Source organism: Paenibacillus sp. JT22N7 (assembly GCF_059383875.1).
In genome coordinates, this window is sequence record NZ_JBXENY010000004.1 from 360,868 (window position 1) to 381,945 (window position 21,078).

Genomic DNA, 21,078 nt, shown 5'->3' on the forward strand with positions numbered 1-21,078 from the left:
TTATTTTAAGCAGTAAAATAGTCTCTATCTCCTCTCACAAACAAGGAATTTGCCTTAAAGATGTCAAATAATACAGAAGCATCCGCGACCATGGCCAGGAGGAATAGGATTTGTCGATCAGAGCGAAGCTCGTTTGCCTCATATCGGTTACCGTTACCGTGATTTTGCTACTCAATATTACGATTTACTATATGTCCTCCAAGGGTGAGCTGCAACAGAACGCAGAGCAGCAAATGCGCTTTATTGGCAATCAGATAGCCGTCTCCATCGCCTCGGCCGAGCAGAACAGCCAGTTGACGGAGGACGCGCTGGGGGAGCGGCTGCGCGCTGTCGCGATTGCCATACAAAGCAAGCTCGATCCCGATATTAAAAATGTCCGCAACAGTGAGCTGGTTCAGCTGAGCAAGGAGCTGGGCGTTGATCACATTACACTGTGGATCAAGACGAAAGACGATATTTTATCGGTACGCTCGACGAACCCCGATGAGCTTTATATGAGTCCGAAAACGTGGAACTACTGGTATACCGCCTTTACCCAGCTATTCGAGAAGCATAATGTCACGATTCCCGAAGGACAGAAGCTGGAGCATTTTTGGGCGGGACCGATCAACTTCGGCACCTCCGACCCCGAAAAAGTGTTTAAATGGGGCAACTATTATGACGGCACGACCAACTATATGATCAATCCTTATATTCATGCGCAAACTTTTTTGGATAGCAAAAAGAAATATGGTGCGGATGCCATCGTGGCGCAGATTTTGCGTGATAAAAATAATATTCTCGAAGTGACCGGCTTCGATCCTGCCTACTTCGGCAAAGCGCCTGCTGTCAGCATTAAAAATGGGGCCGTTGTCTATAATCTCGATGTTCGCAACATTATTTTTGGCCAATATTATTACAAGGATTCGGATAATGATCACCTAAATACTCAGAAAGCGATTGAGAAAAACGAAGTCGTTACGATTGAAAGCAAGCTGAACAGCAAGCAGGTCATCAAGAGCTTTATTCCCGTCCAGGGATCGAAGCCGTACGTCATTAGCATTACCTTCAACAACTCGGCCCTGCAGCAGACGCTGATGCGTCAGGTTCTGACGCAAGGCGCAATATCTCTTGGCCTGATTTTGGCGACGGTGCTGTGCAGCTACTTTATTTCCGGCTTCATGGTGCGCTCGCTCAATCAAATCGTCAGCAAGGTCAATGAAATTTCCAATGGCAACTTCGGCGCCCGTATTTCCTTAAAGAGCAATGATGAATTCGGCGTATTAGCTAATCGCGTGAATGCCATGGGGCAAAACCTTCATACGTATATGAATCGGCTGACCGAATCAGCGGAAGAGCTGCGGCAGACGAAGCAGTATTTGGAATCGTTCGTCAATCATACCTCCGATGCAATTCATGTCTCCAATCTGCACGGCTCTGTCATTCAGATGAATAAAGCGTTTGAGAAAATGTATGGCTGGACGGAGGAGGAGCTCCTTGGCCAACCGCTTAACAACACACCGCCAGAGCTTGCAATGGAAGGCACCTTTATGCTGGAGTTCATCCAGCAGGGCGGCTCCGTTGCCGATTACGATACGATGCGTTATGACAAAAGCGGCAGGCTGCTCGATGTGAGCATCACCGTCTCTTCCATTCGCAATGAGCAGGAACAGATTATTGCGATTGCGACGATTTCGCGCAACATTACAGCGCGCAAGCAGACGGAAGAGGTGCTGCGCCGCTCGGAGAAGCTGTCCGTCGTCGGGCAGCTCGCGGCGGGTGTCGCCCATGAGGTACGCAATCCGCTAACGACGCTGCGCGGGTTTGTACAGCTGATGAAGAAAAATGGGCAGCTGGCGCCCGCCTACATCGATGTGATGCTGTCTGAGCTGGACCGGATTAATTTTATCGTCAGCGAGTTTCTTGTGTTCGCCAAGCCGCAGGCCAGCCGCTTCCAGCGCGCCAACATTCATGAAATTATGCGGGGCATCATTATGCTGCTCGATTCCGAGGCCAACATTAGCAATGTCCAGTTCACGACGCGCTTTGATACTGAGATACCTGAAATGAAGTGCGAGGTCAATCAGTTAAAGCAAGTATTCGTCAACATTATTAAAAATGGGATCGAAGCGATGCCGGAAGGCGGCGAGCTCGACATCGACCTGTCCTATACGCCTTCGACCGGCATCATTATCCGCATAACCGACCATGGCTTCGGCATTACAGAGGACAATCTGTCGCGGCTCGGCGAGCCGTTCTTCACAACGAAGGAGGAGGGCAATGGGCTCGGCCTGATGGTATGCTATCAGATTATTGCCAATCATCGCGGCTCGATGTCATTCCAAAGCAAGAAAGGCATTGGCACGCAAGTGGAAATTCGGCTGCCTGTCATTCAGGATGTGGCGCCGACCGGATAGCCGGCGGCGACTCGCATTTGCAAGGAGGAACCCTTGCATACCACTGCCTAGACACAATCAGCAAAAAAAGACGTGGCAGCTGTTCGTGCTGGCTGCCGCGTCTTTTTTTGCTTTTCCCCCACACCTTCATTTCCTTAGTAGCCATGCGAATCGCAGTAATCCAGAAAGGCTTTCATGTTGTGCGACGCGATGAGCGGCACCACCTTCTCAATACGTTTCGGCGGCCAATCCCACCATTTGATACGCAGCAGCCTGGCAATGACGAGATCGCTGAAGCGATAACGGATGAGGTTCGCCGGATTGCCACCTACGATCGCATAAGGCGGAACATCTCTCGTTACCGTCGCATTCATGCCAATGACCGCCCCATCGCCAATCGTAATGCCAGACATAATGGTCGCATGCGTGCAGATCCAAACGTCGTTGCCGATGACGACATCACCATTCGTTTGCGGATGGCCGGTAATGTGCAAATGCTTCGAAAGAAAGGAAGTAAACGGATACGTCGATACCCAATCCGTACGATGGTTCCCTCCGAGCATGACTGAAACGCCACCGGCAATACAGCAAAATTTGCCGACTGTCAGCTTCGTTCCCTCCCCCCAGGAGAAAACATTCGGTTCACCGACGGTGTATTCGCCAATTAGCGTATGCCCATCCTTTTGCTTTGCAGGGAATACCGTTCGCAGCAAGTCCATGTCCACTCTATCACTCCTTCCTACCATAAGGGTGAAACTTATAAAGACTTATATTTTAAAATAATATATTCAACAGCTTGCCTTTTTGCTTCCGCTCCTCTATAGAGTCAGGCTGGACTTCTAGCCCCGCCGCTTAGTATGATGGAGGAACAGGAAGCCTAGAGAGGAGCAGCTCACGATGACAATCCAGCCAGCAAGTCCGGTTCCCGGACTGCAAAATCTGCTGCTGCTTGACCGGATGAACGATTATTCGCAGACCGATCCGCTTTATCCCTTCGCCTTGGATGAGCTGCTGTGCCGCAGCACAGGGCAGGGCGGGCCAGCGATATGCCATATTTGGCGCCACGAGCGCGCCTTTATACTTGGCCTGCGCGACAGCAGGCTGCCGCTGGCGGGCGACGCCTCCCGCTGGCTTGAATCGCTCGGCTACAAGACGGCGGTGCGCAACTCTGGCGGCGCAGCAGTGCCGCTTGATCCGGGCGTCGTCAATATTTCGCTTATTTTGCCTAAGGCGAACACGCTCGACTTTCATTTTCATCAGGATTTTGAGCTGATGTACAGCCTCATTCGCTCCGCGCTTGCCGGGGCTGGCATGCCAGTCGATAAAGGCGAAATCGCCGGGGCGTATTGTCCGGGCGATTTCGACCTCAGCATCGACGGCTTTAAGTTTTGCGGCATTGCGCAGCGCCGCCAGGCCCACGCCTATATCGTGCAGGCGTTCATCGTCGCCGAGGGCGCAGGACAGGAGCGGGCGGCGCTAGTCCGCTCCTTCTATGAGCGGGCAGCGGGCGATGCCGAGCCCGGCGCGCATCCGCTCGTAGAGAGCAGCAGCACGGCCAGCCTCGAAGAGCTGGTCGGCTTGGCGCAGGGCGGCGGCGCGGAGCGCTTCGCAGACGCCGTCAAGCAAATCATCCGCAGCGGTCAGACGGCGGATGGTCTTGCCGCAGCGGCGGCTAGGCTCCAGATGCCGTCGCCTCAGCAGATTGAAGCCATGGCGCAATCGCTGCGCGGACGCTATGCAACTACGCAGGCGTAGCACTTTTGGCTAGGCTAGGTTAGACTAGACTAGACTAAGCAAGTTTAAAGCCCGTCCATATATACAAAATGCCTCTTGCCCTGCTGCGAAGCAGCATAAGCAAGAGGCATTATTATTGTCAGGATGATCGCGGCGATCTGCGAAATATAAGATAAACAACCTCGGAGAATACGAGCCCGATAGCGATGGAGCCAGAAATCATGAAAGCCTGCATAGCTAGCTCGACAGCTATGACGTATTCCTCCTGCACAATGTGACGCATCGCATCATAGGCGATTTTGCCCGGCACAAGGGGAATAATGCCCGCCGCACTGAAAACGATGATTGGCGTGCGATAATGCTTCGCCATTATTTGGCTAATAATCGTCACTACACAAACAGCCAGCAGTGTCGCGGGAATCGTCCTCATATCCAGCATGCTGCACACGGTATATGCAAGCCACCCCGATGCGCCAACCAGACCGCACTGCACCAGGCGATGCTTCTGCACACCGAAGATCAGGCTGAAGGCCGCGCAGGCCACGAAGCTGACGGCAAGCTGTTCAAGCAGCTGTACAACCATCGTTTCTCCCTCCTTTTCAAGCTACGAATAAACGGACAGCACGAAAGCAATGCCAGCACCGATGGCAAAAGCAATGAGAAAAGCCTCCGCTCCCTTGGACAAGCCGGAAACCAGATGCCCCGCCATTAAGTCCCTTACCGCATTCGTAATATGAAGGCCGGGCACAAGCGGCATAATTGAGCCGATAATGATTTTATCCAAATTGTGCCCAAAGCCAAGCCATACCATCAGGACAGCCAGCGAACCGCTAATAACCGCCGACAAGAAGCTCGCGAAAAAAGTAATCGGCATAATGCGGTGCAGCGTCAGCAAGCACAAGAAGCCGATGCCGCTCGCAAGCGCCACCGGAAGAAAGTCGTTCCAGCTGCCGCGGAACATAATTAGGAAGCAGCCGCTTGCGATAGCGGCAACCAGCACCTTGAGCCACGCCGGATAATCATCCGCCGCCTGCTCAATATCCTGCAATTGCTTATAAGCTTCATGACGCTGAAGGTTCCCTTGGCAGATGCGCCTGGAAATATCATTGACGAGCGTCACCTTCTTCAAATTCGTCGAGCGTTCCGAAATCCGGACAAGCCTCGTCGACTGCGCAGCGCCATCCAGCGCAAAAATAATGCCCGTGGGCGTCACATAGCTATAAGCATTAGCCACGCCGTAAGCCCCGGCGATCCGAACCATCGTATCCTCAACCCGGTACGTTTCCCCGCCATTTTGCAAAATAATCTTGCCCGCCAGCAAGCAAATGCTCGCAATATCCTGACCATCATTGTTAGCGTAATCCATACGTAGCCAGCCTCCCTAGCTTCGCAGCCTCAACACTTCATAACAGGATGAGCGGCAAGCGTATGTCCGCCCGCAAGACCCATTCTGCCATTAATGCGAGGCCGTATGCTCTACAAAGTCCGGTTTCACCAGCGCATGCCGTTCCCACTTCCGGCTCTTCCACCGGAAATACATAATGACCGCGCGCAACCACTCATCCGTCGCAATAGCCAGCCAAATGCCCGCCAGTCCCATATCCAGATGAAAAACAAGATAATAACCGAGCGGCACGCTTATGCCAACCATCGTAACCATCCCGATCCAGAGCGGAAACTTCGCATCCCCGGAGGCCCGCAGCGAATTGACCAATATAATATTGATCGTTCGCCCCGTCTCCAGCACAATGCTGTACAGCAGGACGTTCGCCCCCAGCCGAATAATGTCGGCATCATCCGTGAACAAGCCCATTAGCCGCTCGCGGAACAGCAGCACGAACACCAGCATCACCATCGTCGCTCCGCTGGCCCACAGCACGCTTGCCAATACCTGTTTGTACGCAGCGTCGCTGCGTCCGCCGCCGACGTAGCGGCCTACCATTATTGCCGTACCCATGCCGACCGCCATCGCGAATAAATAGATTAGCACCGATATATTCGAGGCGTACTGCCGGGCCGACAAGGACGCATCACCGAGAAACGTCACATAATACAGAAAGACCATTTGGCAGCTCTGGTACATCACCTGTTCAAAAGCCGACGGAATGCCGATCTTTAATATTTTGCGAATAAATTCCTTCGACATCTTGAAAAAATATTGCAGCTTCACCTTAAATACCATAACCCGATTCATCAGCCAGAAAAACACCAGCATCGCCAGCAAGCGGCTGACAACCGTCGAAATAGCTGCTCCTTCCACCCCAAGCTCGGGAAAGCCGAACTTGCCAAAGATCAGCACGTAGTTGCCGACCAAATGTATAATGTTCATTCCCAATGATACCAGCATGGCTTCCTTCGTGAAGCCGTATACCCGAATAATTGCAGAAAGTGAATTAATAATCGCCTGTAAAAAAATAAAGCCGCCTACAATTCGCAAATAGCTTTGCGCATAGGCCAATACTTCCCCTTGCAGATGCAAGCCTTGCAGAATAACATTGCCGAACAACAAACAAGATAAGCTCATCAGCAAGCCCGCCAACAGATTAAGCGAAATCGCCAGCGCTGACAGCTGTGCAGCCTCAACCAGCTTCCGCGAGCCTATATATTGCGCCACAACAATCGAAGCGCCGTTGCCGATAACCTCCATAACAAGCAGCATAATGTGCAAATATTGATTGGATGCGCCTACGCCGGAAACGGCATTGTCGGACAGCTTGCTGAGCATGAATGTGTCCGCTGTTCCCATCATCATAAACAAAAATAATTCCAAAAATATCGGCCAAGTCAAGAAAAAGAGACTATTGTCCCGATCCCGCTTAACCCCCAGCTTAAATCCCAAGATGTCACCTTCTCCAGCTCATAATCCTAAGGTGAAACGGCTGTCGCCGTCCTTGACGGCGTGGCGCGTTTCATTCCGAGAAATATAGAGAAAGGATGAAAAAAAATCATATACTTTCCTATATTTCAAGCGTAAACGGCTGTCGCCATCCTCTGGCGGCAAAGCTAACGTTTCGCGATGAAATATAGAGAAAGGATGAAAAAATCATATACTTTCCTATATTTCTAAGAAACTCAAGGTATCTTAGCATACTTGACTGGCAAATGCACGAACTAAGGAGCTGCGTGGAAATTAGTATCCGCTTTTATTGACAAAATCTCCACGGTTTTAGGAGTTTTGTCAATAAATTAGCGGTACCTTATTTCGTCGCAGTCTCTAAAGCGGGTTTTATCGGCCTTTTGCCACCCAAGAAGGATGAAAGCGGTTTATGCTTAACATTACCATTCAAATCGCGTATCCTTAAAGGCAAAAAATGTGATACCATTCTAAATAGATTGTTTAGCAACCTGAGAGCGCTTCATTGCAGCAATACCTAATTACTAAGGAGCTGTGAGGAAATTAGCGGTACTTTATTTCGTCGCAGTCTCTAACCAACTGGAGCCATACAACTGATGAATATGACTATCTCCAATTATATTGTTATTGTAACGATTTCCAGCGTGCTCAGCGCCTTGCTTGCCATTTACGGATATTTAATAAAATCCAGCTTTGCCGGAATGAGAGCCTATATCTGGACCTCGATTTGCTCAGCTATCTACACCTTCGGCTTTGCTTTTGAATTGGCAAGCGATTCGTTAGCCGAAATTCGCTTCTGGATTGGCATAGAATATTTGGGACTGCCATTCATCTCCCCCGCTACGCTAGTGCTCATTCTGTACTTTACTGGAATGGATCGCTTCGTTACCCGTAAGATGCTAATCTGGCTCTTTACGATTCCCTTTATTACTTTATTGCTGGTCGTCACAAATGAATGGCATCATATGTTTTACCGTTCGATATTTCTCCGTCCCAATGAATCGGTTATTGTCGCCGATATCGTCTTTGGAGAATGGTATATTATTAATGGCAGCTTTACGTTCGGCTGTCTGGTCGTAAGTGCTTACCTGCTGCTGCGTCAATGGAATCACGCCAAGATGATTTACCGCAAGCAGCTTTTAATGATGGCAGCCGGCATTTTTATTCCCATGACTGCCTCCTTTATGTATTTGCTTGACCTTACGCCACACGGCATGGACATCGTGCCTCCGCTTATGTTTATCACGTCGATTTTGAACATTTGGGCGATTTTGACGTCAAATATTTTGAAGGCTGCGCCAATTGCCAGAGAACGTATTTTCGAAAGCATGCGCGACGGCGTTATTGTGCTGGATATGAGCGGGCGGATTGTAGATTATAATCGGTCGGCGTCGCAGATGATCGCATCGCTGAGGCCTACGGCGATTGGGACGGCATTCAAGGATATATGGCTGTTCCATACGGGACAAGCTGCTGATTTTATTCATTATGATGAGGAATTCAAGCATCATGAGCGGGAAGTAAGGTGGATTCAGCTGCATACGAGCCTGCCGTCGTTCTACCTTGTGCGCTCATCCCCTGTCCACAGCCGCAAAGGCGAGCTGATCGGGAGGACGATTGTCTTGATGGATATTACGGAGAAGGCGATTCTGCAAGAGAAGCTGAAGCAAATGGCTACTATAGATGGACTGACTGGCATATACAACCGCGCTTACTTTTTAGAGCAAGCCCGCTTGCTGCTTCATCAATCGCTGCTGAATCAACAGCCGTTTTCACTTATTTTGTTTGATATTGACCATTTTAAAACGATAAATGACCGCTTCGGCCATGACATTGGCGATTTAGCCCTTTGTCATGTCGTAGCGGTCTGTCAGGAACAGCTTAGCGATAGCGATTTATTCGGGCGGTACGGTGGAGAGGAATTTATTATTTGCCTTCCATCTGCTGCGCCCGAAGAAGCAGGGGAGCTCGCCGAGAAGCTGCGCCGGGCCCTTGCTGGCAGCCCGTTGCAGACACAAGCCGGCACCGTTCCATTGTCAGCAAGCTTCGGCGCAACTGGCATAACAATTGCAGAGCATGCTGAACTGGACGAGATGATTCGCGAGGCTGATAAGGCGTTGTACCAATCCAAGCATATGGGACGCAATGCCGTTCATATTTTTAGCAAATGAGGGACATCACATGCAAATTACGATATTAGGCGCCACAGGACGCGTCGGGCGCGAAGTCATGCTGCGCGCCCTTGCAGATGGACATAGCGTCCATGCCTTGGTGCGTTCGATAGAGAAGCTTGAGCTTTCGCATCCGCAATTGAAAGCCATCGTTGGCGATGCCCGCGAAGAAGCTATGCTCAAGCAAGCTGTTGCAGGCAGCAGCGTAGTTATTAGCGCACTGGGCACGGACGGAGGAGATACGCTCTCCTCCTGCTTTCCGGGCCTTCTTGCCGTTATGGAGCAGCAAGCCATCCATCGTCTGGTGACGGTCGGAACGGCGGGTATTCTGGAGAGCCGCACCGAGCCTGGCCTGCTGCGCTATCAATCCAGCGAATCGAAACGCCGGTCTACACGGGCTGCCGAGGAGCATCATGCTGTACTGCGCCTGCTGGAGGCATCTGCCGAGCCATTAAATTGGACGCTCGTATGCCCAACTTATTTGCCGGATGGGCCTTATACTGGCGTTTATCGCAGCGAGCAGGACTATTTGCCAGAAGGCGGGCTGCAAATTACGGTAGGCGATACCGCCGACTTCACTTATAAGGAAGCGATTAGCGGAGCCTTCGCCCGCTGCAGAGTTGGCTTAGCCGAGTAGTTTTTTGATATCTTCTACGAGATCTTCCGGCTTATCATTCGGCCCAAACCGCTTGACCACTTTGCCATCCCGATCCACTAGAAACTTCGTAAAATTCCACTTGATCGCCTTCGAGCCCAGCACCCCGCGAGCCTCATTCGTCAGGTGCTGGAACAGCGGGTGTGCGCTGCTGCCGTTTACATCGATTTTGCCAAACAGCGGAAAGGATACCCCGTGGTTAAGCTCGCAAGCCTGCGCAATTTCCGCATCGCCCTCCAGCTCCTGATTCATAAACTGCCCGCTTGGAAATCCTAGAACTGCAAGCCCTTGCTCGCCATACGTATCCTGCAATTGCTGCAAGCCTTTGAATTGCGGTGCAAAGCCGCATTTGGTAGCTGTATTTACGATTAACATCACTTTGCCTTTATACGGAGCCAGCGTCTCCTGCGAACCTGTAATCTTCTTCACTTCGATATCATAAATGGACATCATAATAACCTCCTTTAAATTTAAAAAAACAACGGTCAGGCTGAAAATACAGCGATTGATTTTGATAAATTTAATTTTATACAATTTAATTTCAATTGTCAAATCGCTTTGCTGAAATTTGCTGCTGCGCATACCGCTTCTTCTTTTGACAGGTTCCGCAGGCAATGCTACAATAGCTTAATTAATTGTACACAACTGATTGCTGCGCATAACCTTGGTCCGGAGGGAGAGACAACTAACATGAATGAAGATGAATGGATGAAGCTCGATAATCAAGTTTGCTTTTCCTTATATGCCTGCTCGCGGGAAATTACAAAGCTTTACCGTCCTGTACTAACGGAGCTTGGCTTAACGTATACGCAATATGTCACCCTGCTGTCCTTATGGGAACAGGACAAGGTGACGATGAAAGAGCTGGGCGCGAGACTGCTGCTCGACTCTGGTACGCTGACCCCGCTGCTTAAGAAGCTGGAAGGCATGAACCTTATTACCCGCATCCGCGATAAAGCCGACGAGCGCAATCTCGTTATTCAGTTGACGGACGATGGCCGCGAGCTTAAAAAACGGGTTGCCGACGTTCCGAAACGCGTTTATGGCGGCCTGGACATTACACCCGAGGAGCTTCATGCTATTCATAAGCAGGTACGAGACCTGCTTGGCAAAATAGAAGCTGCACAGCAGCCGATTTAACAGAGGGCAGTCGGCCCATTTCACCCCAAAAAGGATAGAAGAGCAGATACCCTACTGCCTCTTCTATCCTTTTTTGTGTTTTTTCATATCGGCTGCCTATTGACGCATTGGTTGATCGCATGTATAGTTGGTTACATGAGTAACTAACCAGTTTGGTGGTGGACAATGTGAGCATAAGCATCGACGATAGCAGACCCATTTTCATGCAAATTGCCGAGCGCATCGAAGACGATATTATTCAAGGCCTGCTGCCGGAAGAGTCGCAGGTGCCTTCGAAAAATCAATTTGCAGCCTTTTACCAGATCAACCCCGCCACCGCAGCGAAAGGCGTCAATCAATTAGCGGATCAAGGCATTCTTTATAAGAAACGAGGGATTGGCATGTTTGTCGCAACAGGTTCCAGAGCGCTATTGATGGAAAAGCGGCGTGAGCAGTTTTTCGAGCAGTATGTGGTGACGATGATGCATGAGGCCGAGAAGCTGGGCATTACGCCGGAGCAGCTGTCAGATATGATCAGAAGAGGAGGAACCAAGCCATGAGTCCAATTGTCGAGCTGAAGCGGGTAACGAAAGCTTATGGAAATTTCAATGCCGTAAACGAAGTGAGCTTCGTGCTGGAGCCGGATAAAATATACGGTTTGCTCGGACGCAACGGCGCCGGGAAAACGACGATTATGCATATGCTGACTGCCCAGTTGTTCACGACGAGCGGCGAGCTGACGGTCTTCGGCGAAGCCCCTTATGAAAACAACCGTGTACTGAGCCAAATTTGCTTCATTAAGGAGAGCCAGAAATACCCGGACAATTACAGCCTGCTCGATGTATTGGAGCTATCCGCCTCTTTGTTTCCAAACTGGGACCGCACCTTCGCTAATACATTAGTCGAGGAGTTCCAGCTGCCCTTGAAGCGTAAAATCAAAAAAATGTCGCGCGGCATGCACTCCTCTGTCGGCATCATTGTCGGGCTCGCGAGCCGCGCCCCGCTGACGATTTTTGACGAGCCCTATTTGGGACTGGACGCCGTGGCCCGAAATTTATTTTACGATCATCTGCTCACCGATTATGCCGAGCATCCCCGCACGGTCGTGCTGTCCTCCCATCTCATTGATGAGGTCAGCCAGCTGCTGGAGCATGTAATCGTCATCGACAAGGGCAGCATTCTGATTAACGAGGACGCCGAGCTGCTGCGGGGTCGCGCCTACACAGTGGCTGGCTCTGCATCTGAGGTTGAATCGTTTCTCATCGGCAAAACCGTTATTTCCCGCGAGCCCTTTGGCGCCTTGCTCTCTGCCACAGTAGACGGCATGCTCAGCGCAGTTGATCGCAAGCAGGCGACGGCGAGAGGGCTGGAGTTCGGCTCCGTATCTCTACAGCAGCTGATTATTCATCTGACGAATGGCAAAACCGAACGAAAGGCGGCTGATTTGTTATGAATCGCACAATAAGCGTGATCAGGCTGCATCGACGCGATCGATTTAGCTGGTTTTTCATTCCTCTCTTCATTCTCGGCTCCAGTTTTATTGTGAATTTGCTCATTAGTTTATTGATTGACGATAAGGAGAATATGTATACGGGCGGAATCTCCTCTCTATTGGTCTATATATTCGTGCTGGGCATTATCGTCGTCGCACAGACCTTTCCATTTGCGATTAGCTTCAGCATTAGCCGCTTCAATTATTTTGCAGGTACCATCGTAATGGCTCTAATAATCAGCTTCGGCTCGGCGCTCCTGCTGCTGCTTATGTCTATTATTGAAAATCAGCTTACGAACCACTGGTGGTCGGGCTTGTATTTTTTCTACCTGCCGTATTTGAGTGACGGAAATTTGCTCGTACAGCTGCTTACCCTTTTCCTGATCGCTCTGCATTTGTTTTTGTGGGGCTTTGCCTTAGGCAGCTTCTATCGCAAATTCAAGAAAACCGGCATGCTGATTTTGTTTCTTGCATCCGGTGTCGCACTCACCCTTAGCTCCTATATCATTACTCAAAATCATGGGTGGCTCGATATTTGGGCGTGGCTCACCAAGCATACCGCACTCGGCCTCTCCCTGTGGCTCCTTCCTTTCATCCTGCTAAATGCTCTGCTATCCTTCCTTATGCTTAGAAGATCAACGATATAAAAGCTTACTTGAAAGGGGCCGCTTCATCACTCCAGACAGCTGGTGCAAGCGGCTTTTTTCTTGTTCACGCTGCGCCCTTCTAAGCTATGTATTTCCCCCGACTCGTGCATATGCGGTATCGGTATCAAGTTATGCTGCTGTTGAATACATCAATAGTAAACGGCATAACGGCTATGCACTTCAGCAAAAGGGAGGCTGCTATCTATGGACGGGCATAGCGTGAGCGCAAGCTTCGAAGGATTCGAGCAGTTGGACGTGATGGAGGATGCATCTAGCGGGCTCAAAGCGATTATTGCCATTGATCAGACCAAGCTTGGTCCGGCACTGGGCGGCTGCAGAATGTGGACATACGCCTCTGAAGAGGCGGCGATCAGCGACGCTCTTCGGCTGGCGCGCGGCATGACGTACAAAGCGGCGCTTGCCGATATCCCCTACGGGGGAGGCAAAGCCGTCATTATCGGCAATTCTGCCACAGACAAAAGCAGCAAGCTGTTCCGCTCGCTCGGGCGTTTTATTGAGCGGCTTAACGGACGCTATATTACCGGCATGGATCTGGGCACAACTCCGGGCGACATGGATGAGATCGCAAAAGAAACAGGTTATGTGACCGATGTTACCGGCTCGCTGGGAGCAACGGGAAATTTCACAGCGGAAATGACCGCCTATGGCGTATATATCGCAATCCGTATATCGCTTAAGCAAAAATATGGCTCTGAGCAGCTGCAGCAGCGAACGGTCGCTGTACAAGGCCTTGGCAAGGTTGGCTACGCCTTATGCCGCTATTTGCATCAAGCAGGAGCTCGGCTTATTGTCGCTGATTTGAACGACGGGCTAGTCAAGCAGGCGGCCGCACAGTTCGGGGCCACAGCTGTTTCCGTCAACAGCATTCATAAGCAAAGCTGCGATATTTTTTCGCCTTGCGCACTCGGCGGCATATTGACCGACGTGACTCTTCCGGAGCTGAAGTGCCCCATCATTGCGGGCGCCGCCAACAATCAGCTGGCGAATGCCAAGCATGATGCCGCCTTGCAGCAGGCTGGCATTTTGTATGCGCCGGACTATGCCATCAATGCGGGCGGCATTATTGTTACGGCGGCTGAGCTTGACGGCAGCTCCGCTACCTATGCCCGCAGCCAGGTGGAGCGCATCAGCGACAGGCTGGCTCATATTTATGCGCTATCCAGCACGCTTCCGCCAGCGGCGGCAGCGGACGCCATTACGCGGAAACTGCTCGCGAAATAAAGCCGCGCACACGATTTAATGTCAGCCAGCATTCCGCCATGAACAGCCGTCTAGCGTCGTGTCAGCTTCGGCGGAATGCGGCGGCGATCGGCTGGCGCTCTCTTTTTTCCATAATCGCACGTAAACTGTGCTTGAATCCGATTAAGCCCCCAAACTAAGATGTCCAACAATTAGGAAACCATGAACAAGCTCCATTCGTATGAAATAGAGCTGCGGTTATTTAACCGCCCTACATAATTCACCCCATGCATCCAGCTATTTTTCTACAGCATCTTATGCCTGATTCCCTCGATGGGACAGGCACACTCTAAAGGAGGACTGAATTTATTTTGAAAAAGCATTTGGCATCTACGATCGTATTTTCCTTGCTGCTCATGGCTGCATTTCCCGCTATGACAGCTGCCGCAGAAACTCTCAAGCTGCTCGTTAATGGCAAAGTCATCACGACGTCTGCTGGCAATGAGGCTTACTTGAGCAGCAGCGACGAGGTCATGATTCCGCTGCGCAGCGCAGCCGAAGGACTTGGTCTGAAAGTTACCTACCATAAAGCGAGCAGCAAGGTTCTGCTTGAAGGGCAGGACCTCAAGGTCACGTTCAGCTCCGGCAGCTCCGAAGCACTAGTGAACGGGGAGAAGCGCACCTTCGACACCGCTTCGGTTCAGCGGCAGGGACGCCTTTATGTCCCGCTCGCTTTTTTCAATAAAGTTCTGGGTTATCAGTACTATTATGAAAGAAGCAAGATGCAAGTCTCGATTGCTACCCCCTTGTCTGAAGCCGAGCGTTGGATAGATCGAGTTACTGCTGCTTTGGATAAAGGCGATTACCAAATGCTGTGGGACGATTACTTCTCGGATACATTCAAGGAACAGGTTTCTGTAGATGTACTAGGAAAATCGTGGGAAAGCGCAAAAGTTCAAGCAGGCAGCTACGTTCGCGCAGAGGATATTGTAGTATCTGGAGCGGACGAAGGGATGAAGATGATTACCGCAACTGCTGTATTTGAAAAGATTAGCTTTAACCTTACGCTTTACGTCAACATGGAGAGTACGCTGCTCGAAGGCATGCTCATTACGCCAAAGCCCATCGATAAAGAAGCGCCAGCTACGATTGTTGAAGAAGAGGTTACCGTTGGCGAGGGCACTCCTTATGAGCTCGGTGGAACGTTGACTCTTCCGAAAAATGCCACTGGCCCGCTGACAGCGGTCGTATTGGTCCAAGGCTCGGGCGCATCTGATCGCGATGAGACGGTAAGCGGCTATACGCCATTTCGCGATATTGCTTGGGGACTAGCTGAGCAAGGAATTGCGGTGCTGCGCTATGATAAACGCACATTTGTTTACGGCAGCAGCATGACGACAGAAGCTTTTATGAAAATGACGGTGAAGGAAGAAACCATTGATGACGCCATTGTCGCAGCCAAGCTGCTAAAGGCGGATAAACGGATTGACGCCTCCAAAGTGTATGTAATTGGACATAGCCTTGGCGGCATGCTTGCCCCGCGCATTGATGCAGAAGGCGGCGACTTTGCCGGGCTTGTGCTGCTTGCTGGCTCGCCACGCTCGCTATGGGAAATCGTCTATGACCAGAACCAGGCTTTTATTGCTGCCATGGATGATAAAGATCCCGCCAAAGCGGCAAATGCTCAGCTTATAGAAGCCGAATACAAGAAGGCGCAAGCGCTAGGTACGTTGACCGATGCGCAGGCGCAGGCGACGACGGTTTTCTCCCTGCCCGCCTATTACTTTAAGGAAATGGACAATCATCCCGCGAGCGGATATGCCGCAAAACTAACGAAACCGGTGCTTGTCCTGCAGGGCAAGGATGATTTCCAAGTATTTGCGAATAAAGACTATGTGCTGTGGGAGGAGCTGTTCAAAGGGAAATCGAATGCTTCCTTCAAGCTGTACCCAGGCCTTAACCACTTTTTCGTCGATTACAGTGGTGAAGGAGAAGGCACGTTAGCCGAATACAACCATCCAGGCAGCTTTGCTGAACCCGTCATTTCCGATATCGCCAAATGGCTGAAACAGCACGCTTAGCACTTATTATTCAACTCATACAACGAACCGCCAGCTTGGATTGGGAAGCTTTATGCTTCCTTGCTGCCAAGCTGGCGGTTTCTTATTGAAATATAGGAAAGGATATTCTAACGCCATCCTTTCTCTATATTTCTCGGAATGAAACGCGCCGCGCTGCCAAAGGACGGCGACAGCCGTTTCACCTTGAAATATAGGAAAGTCTATCGTAACGCTATCCAGGCTTATTCGCCTTTGAGCAGCTTCTGCATGCCTGCAGCGAGGCTGAGCAGCTTGTTCATCGTCTGCCAGTTCCGCGAAGTGGCAGCTACGCCGAGTTTTTTTTCCAATAAATTGTTCGAAAACATCGATTTGCGCACGCTTTGACGGCAATAAATATACACTTCGCTATCCTGCAACCGATAGTCGTCCACCTCGCTGCTGCATGCGAGCAGCCGCTGCTTTCCTTCTTCCGTAGGCGTGTCCGCGAGCAGCGCTACATAAATATTTTCACCCACCTGTTGCTGATTGGCATCAAAAGGGCTGTTTGCGACAATCGCGGCCAGCTCTGTATGGGTACGCAAGACGACTGGAACGTCAAATCCGAATACAGCCGTAATTTCCTGCTGGATTTGCAGGCGCAGCTGAGCTGCTGGAGCATCTGATTCGAACAGCACATTGCCGCTTTGAATATACGTTTTGACCTGCTGCAAGCCAAGCTGCTCGAACATCCGCTGCAAATCCTGCATTTTAATCAATTTATGCCCGCCGACATTAATGCCACGAAGCAACGCTATATAAATGGCCATCCAACAGCACCTGCCCTCTTCTCAATAATCCTAAGTATAGCATGTACGGCCCCGCGCGCGAACGCTGCTGTAATTGTGATAAAATAGAAATAAACCTAGAGATACATACAGACAAGGTGAAACGGCTGTCGCCGTCCTCTGGCGGCGCGGCGCGTTTCAGTCCGAGAAATATAAGCTAAGTATAAAGAGAAAACTTATACTTTCTTATATTTCAAGCGTAAACGGCTGAAGCCGTCCTTTGGCGGCAAAGCTTCCGTTTCGCGGGTGAAATATAAGCCTATTTATACGTGTAAACTTATAAATTCTTATATTTTGAAATAGAGGAAAAAGGAGCATGGAAGCATGAAACAGGAACTGATGGAACGCTTTATTTCTTATGTTAAAGTGAACACGCAATCGGATGACCGCAGCGAGACTTGTCCGACGACCCCGGGTCAGCTGGTACTTGCCGACCAGTTGGTGGAAGAGCTGATGAAGATCGGCATGGAGGAGGTAACTGTGGATGAGAACGGGTATGTGATGGCTACACTGCCTGCCAATACGGACAAAACGGTGCCGACGATTGGCTTTCTCGCCCATATCGATACTGCGCTGGATTTCACCGGTGAAAATGTAAAGCCGCAAGTGGTCGATAATTACGACGGCGGCGACATTGTACTGAACGAAGCGTCGTCTATCGTATTGTCTCCGTCCGCTTCGCCTGAGCTGAGTCAATATGTGGGACATACGCTAATTACGACCGATGGCACGACGCTGCTGGGCGCAGACAATAAAGCGGGCATTGCCGAAATTATGACGGCAATGGTGTATTTGATTCAGCATCCGGAAGTGAAGCATGGAAAAATCCGCGTCGCCTTTACCCCGGATGAGGAAATCGGCCGTGGGCCGCATCGTTTCGACGTTGCCGCATTCGGTGCAGATTATGCCTATACGATGGATGGCGGGCCGCTTGGCGAGCTGCAATACGAGAGCTTTAATGCAGCTGCCGCCCACATTATTTGCAAAGGCACGAACGTGCACCCTGGCACGGCCAAGGGCAAAATGGTCCATTCGGCGAAAATCGCCATGGAATTGCACGGTCAGCTTCCTGCCGATGAAGCGCCGGAGTTCACCGAAGGCTACGAAGGCTTCTATCATTTGATTCAAATGAGCGGCGATGTGGAGAAGTCCGAGCTGCGCTATATTATCCGCGATTTTGACCAAGAAGGCTTTGCGGGACGCAAGCAGAAGCTGGCGGACATCGTCAGCGGGCTAAAGCTTAAATATGGCGAGTCGAGCATAGAACTGAACATTCGGGATCAATATTTTAATATGCGCGATAAAATTGAACCGGTTATCGGCATCGTAAATCAAGCGAAGCTGGCCATGGAGAATCTCGGCATTAAGCCGGATATTAAACCGATTCGCGGCGGGACTGATGGCTCGCAGCTTTCCTACATGGGGCTTCCTACGCCTAATGTGTTCACCGGCGGGGAAAATTATCATGGCCGTTATGAATACGCTTCGGTCGACAATATGCTGAAAGCCGTTCAGGTTATCGTGGAAATTACTAAGCTTGCGGAAGCAGAAGCTTAATAGAGCTCCTGCAGCATTGGCTTACACTTTCAAAAGTAAAAGAACCTTCGCTCTACACCGATACGGTGTAGTCGAGGGTTCTTTTACTTTGCAGTTTCAAGTGTCAAGCTTGCAGCTCTCATCTGCTGCCATTTTTGGTCAAACAGATACAACGAATATCTGCATATGTGTATTCCATCACGAGGTTGGACGGTCAATGGAAAAACGTGCGCCGAGCCCTGCATAATCGCTGCCTGCAAGTCTGGCAATAGGCGCAAGCTGGTCGGCATCAATATAACCGCGCTCATCGTAAACCGTCTCGTCGAGATGATAAAATACGACCTTGCCTATCAATAAATCGCAGGCAGGCGCATCGTCCGTTCCGCCGAGCGGAATGGCCTTCTCCAAGACGCATTCCATCCGGATTTTCGCTTCAGCTACACCAGGCACGGCAATCCTCACGCTCGGAACCGGCGTAAGCCCTGCTGCTGCAACCTCGCTTTCCTCTGGCGGCAAATTAGCCGCCGTTACATTCAGCTGTTCAATATACGATTGGTCGGCAATATGCACGACGAACGCCCCTGCCTCTATTGCATTGCGGGCAGTATCCTTCTGCTGTCCCCCCTGCTTCCGCTGTACCGAAACCGATAGCAGCGGCGGATTGGACGATACGACATTGAAATAGCTGTATGGCGCAGCATTGAGTACGCCGCCTGAAGACAGCGTCGTCACGAAAGCAATTGGCCGTGGTATAATGCTGCCCGAAAGCAGCTTATAATTGTCGCGGGCCGAGCGTTCAGACGGATCAATCGTTACCATCATGGGCAAATGACCTCGGCATACCAAGCTGCGGCTGCTTCAACTTCGCTGCCCGTCAACTGATGGCCGTAGTTTTCCCAATGTACGCTAACCGCAGCTCCCGCGCCGGACAGCATCGCTTGCAGCTCTTCCGTCTCTTGCGGCGGGCACATCTGGTCATTGCGGCCAGCTCCGATGAAGCAGGAAATGCCGGTCATATCGGGAAGCTCTACGCTGCGAAGCGGAACCATCGGATGATGCAAAATCGCTCCGCGGAAAGCATCCTTGTAATGGAACATCAGGCTGCCCGCAATGTTGGCTCCATTGGAGTAGCCGATAGCAACGAGATTTTCACGATCGAAGCCATAGTCGACTGCCGCCTGGTCCAGAAAATCATGGAGCTCCTTCGTGCGGAGCACCAAGTCCTCCTCGTCAAAAACTCCTTCGGCTAGTCTGCGGAAATAACGGGACAACCCATTTTCCAGTACATTGCCTCTAATGCTTAGCACCGATGCTGTAGGGTCAATTCGGCCAGCCAGCGGCAGCAAATCGCGCTCCGTTCCTCCGGTACCGTGCAGCAGCACCAAAACTGGCGCTGCTGCGTTCGTGCCTTGCTGATAAATATGTTTCATTGTCCATTCTCCTCTCATTCACGGTACTTGGATAGGCGGAAGCAGCCGCACAATATCCTCGCGATGCTGTTCAAACCATTCTGGCAGCATCAGTTTTTCACCGAGATGTTCCGGCTCCTCGTCACGTGCAAAGCCTGGAGGATCAGTTGCAATCTCGAATAATATGCCGCCTTCTTCGCGGAAATAAATCGCATGGAAATATTGTCTGTCGATTATTGGTGTAGGATGGTAGCCATTAGTCTCCACATGGCTTCTCCACAGCGCATGCTCTACATCGTCTTTCGCACGCCATGCAATATGATGGACCGTACCGGAGCCGCCGTGTCCGGGCTCCACACGCTCAATCGGAAGATCAATGATATTGCCGATATCTGCGGATGATCTGAAACGCGCATAACCAGCATCCTCACCGATTTTGCTTAGTCCCATCACCTGTTCCAGCAAACGGAACGTTTTCTCTGGAGCCGAGCTGTACAAAATCGCTCCGCCAAAGCCTTTAATGGCTTTATCTGTCGGCACTCCTGCGTAAGACCAATCGCTTAGCGGGCCTTCCTCCCGGGCTACAAGCTCAAGCTGCAAGCCATCTGGGTCAACGAACTGTACATACGACTCGCCGAACCGCTCCGTTTCGGTGAACGGAACCTCATATTTTGCCAAACGCTCTTTCCAAAAATCAAGCGCCCCCGCAGGAACAACATAAGTGGTTACCCCAACCTGTCCTCCGCCAATCACACCTTTACGACCGTGTGCAAAAGGGAAGAAGGTCATGATCGTGCCTGGGCTGCCGGCTTGATCTCCGAAATACAGATGATACACTTCTGGAGCATCGAAGTTGATTGTTTTTTTCACGAGCCGTTGGGCAAGTACGCCCGCATAGAAAGTAACCGTTGCCTGTGCGTTCGATACGAAAGCTGTAATGTGGTGAATGCCTGCTGTTTGTTGTGTCATTATAAACACTCCTCTATTATATCATGGATTTGA

The 21,078-nt window shown here is 50.8% G+C and carries 20 protein-coding genes; 11 read left to right on the forward strand and 9 right to left on the reverse strand.

What is annotated here, in order from left to right; translation table 11 throughout:
- Positions 1-110 precede the first annotated feature (110 nt).
- Complete coding sequence (locus AC50Y5_RS13125) at positions 111-2,396, forward strand: ATP-binding protein (protein WP_494861174.1); 2,286 nt, start codon at positions 111-113, stop codon at positions 2,394-2,396.
- A 134-nt stretch (positions 2,397-2,530) separates the two neighbouring features.
- Here AC50Y5_RS13125 and AC50Y5_RS13130 read toward each other — a convergent pair whose 3' ends face one another.
- Entirely contained in the window at positions 2,531-3,094 is a 564-nt protein-coding gene (locus AC50Y5_RS13130) for a CatB-related O-acetyltransferase (protein WP_056036516.1), read from the reverse strand.
- Between the two features lie 178 nt (positions 3,095-3,272).
- Between AC50Y5_RS13130 and AC50Y5_RS13135 the strand changes: the two genes are divergently transcribed.
- Positions 3,273-4,130 carry a lipoate--protein ligase family protein gene (locus AC50Y5_RS13135; protein WP_494861176.1) on the forward strand — a complete coding sequence of 286 codons (858 nt, stop codon included), beginning with the start codon at positions 3,273-3,275 and terminating at the stop codon, positions 4,128-4,130.
- Positions 4,131-4,248: 118 nt separating this feature from the next.
- On the opposite strand, the gene AC50Y5_RS13140 is transcribed toward AC50Y5_RS13135, so the two are convergent.
- The 3 genes from AC50Y5_RS13140 to AC50Y5_RS13150 form a co-directional block, all read right to left on the reverse strand.
- Positions 4,249-4,692 (reverse strand): threonine/serine exporter family protein, encoded by a 444-nt coding sequence (locus AC50Y5_RS13140; RefSeq protein WP_056036513.1) that lies wholly within the window; start codon positions 4,690-4,692, stop codon positions 4,249-4,251.
- A gap of 21 nt (positions 4,693-4,713) precedes the next feature.
- The gene (locus tag AC50Y5_RS13145; protein ID WP_056036511.1) at positions 4,714-5,475 is read right to left on the reverse strand and encodes a threonine/serine exporter family protein; all 762 of its coding nucleotides are present in this window, start codon (positions 5,473-5,475) and stop codon (positions 4,714-4,716) included.
- A 90-nt stretch (positions 5,476-5,565) separates the two neighbouring features.
- Positions 5,566-6,948, reverse strand: a complete 1,383-nt coding sequence (locus tag AC50Y5_RS13150) for an MATE family efflux transporter (protein ID WP_235533184.1) — start codon at positions 6,946-6,948, stop codon at positions 5,566-5,568.
- A 611-nt stretch (positions 6,949-7,559) separates the two neighbouring features.
- Between AC50Y5_RS13150 and AC50Y5_RS13155 the strand changes: the two genes are divergently transcribed.
- Both AC50Y5_RS13155 and AC50Y5_RS13160 read left to right on the forward strand, forming a co-directional pair.
- On the forward strand, positions 7,560-9,134 hold the full coding sequence (locus AC50Y5_RS13155) for a histidine kinase N-terminal 7TM domain-containing diguanylate cyclase (protein ID WP_494861179.1): 1,575 nt from the start codon (positions 7,560-7,562) through the stop codon (positions 9,132-9,134).
- 10 nt (positions 9,135-9,144) lie between these two features.
- Complete coding sequence (locus AC50Y5_RS13160; RefSeq protein WP_494861180.1) at positions 9,145-9,771, forward strand: NAD(P)-dependent oxidoreductase; 627 nt, start codon at positions 9,145-9,147, stop codon at positions 9,769-9,771.
- On the opposite strand, the gene AC50Y5_RS13165 is transcribed toward AC50Y5_RS13160, so the two are convergent.
- On the reverse strand, positions 9,760-10,239 hold the full coding sequence (locus AC50Y5_RS13165; RefSeq protein ID WP_494861541.1) for a glutathione peroxidase: 480 nt from the start codon (positions 10,237-10,239) through the stop codon (positions 9,760-9,762). The two genes, AC50Y5_RS13160 and AC50Y5_RS13165, sit on opposite strands and share 12 nt — an antisense overlap.
- Positions 10,240-10,479: 240 nt before the next feature.
- Here AC50Y5_RS13165 and AC50Y5_RS13170 point away from each other — a divergent pair, with 240 nt between their 5' ends.
- The 6 genes from AC50Y5_RS13170 to AC50Y5_RS13195 all read left to right on the forward strand — a co-directional run bounded on the left by AC50Y5_RS13170 (position 10,480) and on the right by AC50Y5_RS13195 (position 16,328).
- Positions 10,480-10,929, forward strand: coding sequence for a MarR family winged helix-turn-helix transcriptional regulator (locus AC50Y5_RS13170; RefSeq protein WP_056036504.1), 450 nt, complete (start codon positions 10,480-10,482; stop codon positions 10,927-10,929).
- Between the two features lie 167 nt (positions 10,930-11,096).
- A complete protein-coding gene (locus AC50Y5_RS13175; protein WP_056036502.1) occupies positions 11,097-11,468 on the forward strand; it encodes a GntR family transcriptional regulator in 372 nt (123 codons plus the stop codon).
- Complete coding sequence (locus AC50Y5_RS13180; RefSeq protein WP_494861182.1) at positions 11,465-12,361, forward strand: ABC transporter ATP-binding protein; 897 nt, start codon at positions 11,465-11,467, stop codon at positions 12,359-12,361. The genes AC50Y5_RS13175 and AC50Y5_RS13180 overlap by 4 nt, the downstream gene beginning before the upstream one ends.
- Positions 12,358-13,047 carry a hypothetical protein gene (locus AC50Y5_RS13185; RefSeq protein WP_494861184.1) on the forward strand — a complete coding sequence of 230 codons (690 nt, stop codon included), beginning with the start codon at positions 12,358-12,360 and terminating at the stop codon, positions 13,045-13,047. Before AC50Y5_RS13180 ends, AC50Y5_RS13185 begins: the two co-directional genes overlap by 4 nt.
- Before the next feature lie 204 nt (positions 13,048-13,251).
- A complete protein-coding gene (locus AC50Y5_RS13190) occupies positions 13,252-14,289 on the forward strand; it encodes a Leu/Phe/Val dehydrogenase (protein ID WP_056036495.1) in 1,038 nt (345 codons plus the stop codon).
- 329 nt (positions 14,290-14,618) lie between these two features.
- On the forward strand, positions 14,619-16,328 hold the full coding sequence (locus AC50Y5_RS13195) for an alpha/beta fold hydrolase (protein ID WP_494861191.1): 1,710 nt from the start codon (positions 14,619-14,621) through the stop codon (positions 16,326-16,328).
- 221 nt (positions 16,329-16,549) lie between these two features.
- Here AC50Y5_RS13195 and AC50Y5_RS13200 read toward each other — a convergent pair whose 3' ends face one another.
- Positions 16,550-17,113: a DUF1697 domain-containing protein gene (locus tag AC50Y5_RS13200; RefSeq protein ID WP_494861193.1), complete on the reverse strand. Its 564-nt coding sequence runs from the start codon at positions 17,111-17,113 to the stop codon at positions 16,550-16,552.
- Positions 17,114-17,455: 342 nt separating this feature from the next.
- Between AC50Y5_RS13200 and pepT the strand changes: the two genes are divergently transcribed.
- A complete protein-coding gene (gene pepT / locus AC50Y5_RS13205) occupies positions 17,456-18,688 on the forward strand; it encodes a peptidase T (RefSeq protein WP_494861195.1) in 1,233 nt (410 codons plus the stop codon).
- 177 nt (positions 18,689-18,865) lie between these two features.
- On the opposite strand, the gene AC50Y5_RS13210 is transcribed toward pepT, so the two are convergent.
- Genes AC50Y5_RS13210 through AC50Y5_RS13220 form a run of 3 tightly spaced genes read right to left on the reverse strand, consistent with a single transcriptional unit; the run spans position 18,866 to position 21,045 of the window.
- Positions 18,866-19,486 carry a flavin reductase family protein gene (locus tag AC50Y5_RS13210; protein ID WP_056037046.1) on the reverse strand — a complete coding sequence of 207 codons (621 nt, stop codon included), beginning with the start codon at positions 19,484-19,486 and terminating at the stop codon, positions 18,866-18,868.
- Positions 19,486-20,097 (reverse strand): alpha/beta hydrolase, encoded by a 612-nt coding sequence (locus AC50Y5_RS13215; RefSeq protein ID WP_056036490.1) that lies wholly within the window; start codon positions 20,095-20,097, stop codon positions 19,486-19,488. The genes AC50Y5_RS13210 and AC50Y5_RS13215 overlap by 1 nt, the downstream gene beginning before the upstream one ends.
- Before the next feature lie 18 nt (positions 20,098-20,115).
- On the reverse strand, positions 20,116-21,045 hold the full coding sequence (locus AC50Y5_RS13220; protein WP_056036488.1) for a ring-cleaving dioxygenase: 930 nt from the start codon (positions 21,043-21,045) through the stop codon (positions 20,116-20,118).
- Positions 21,046-21,078: the final 33 nt, after the last annotated feature.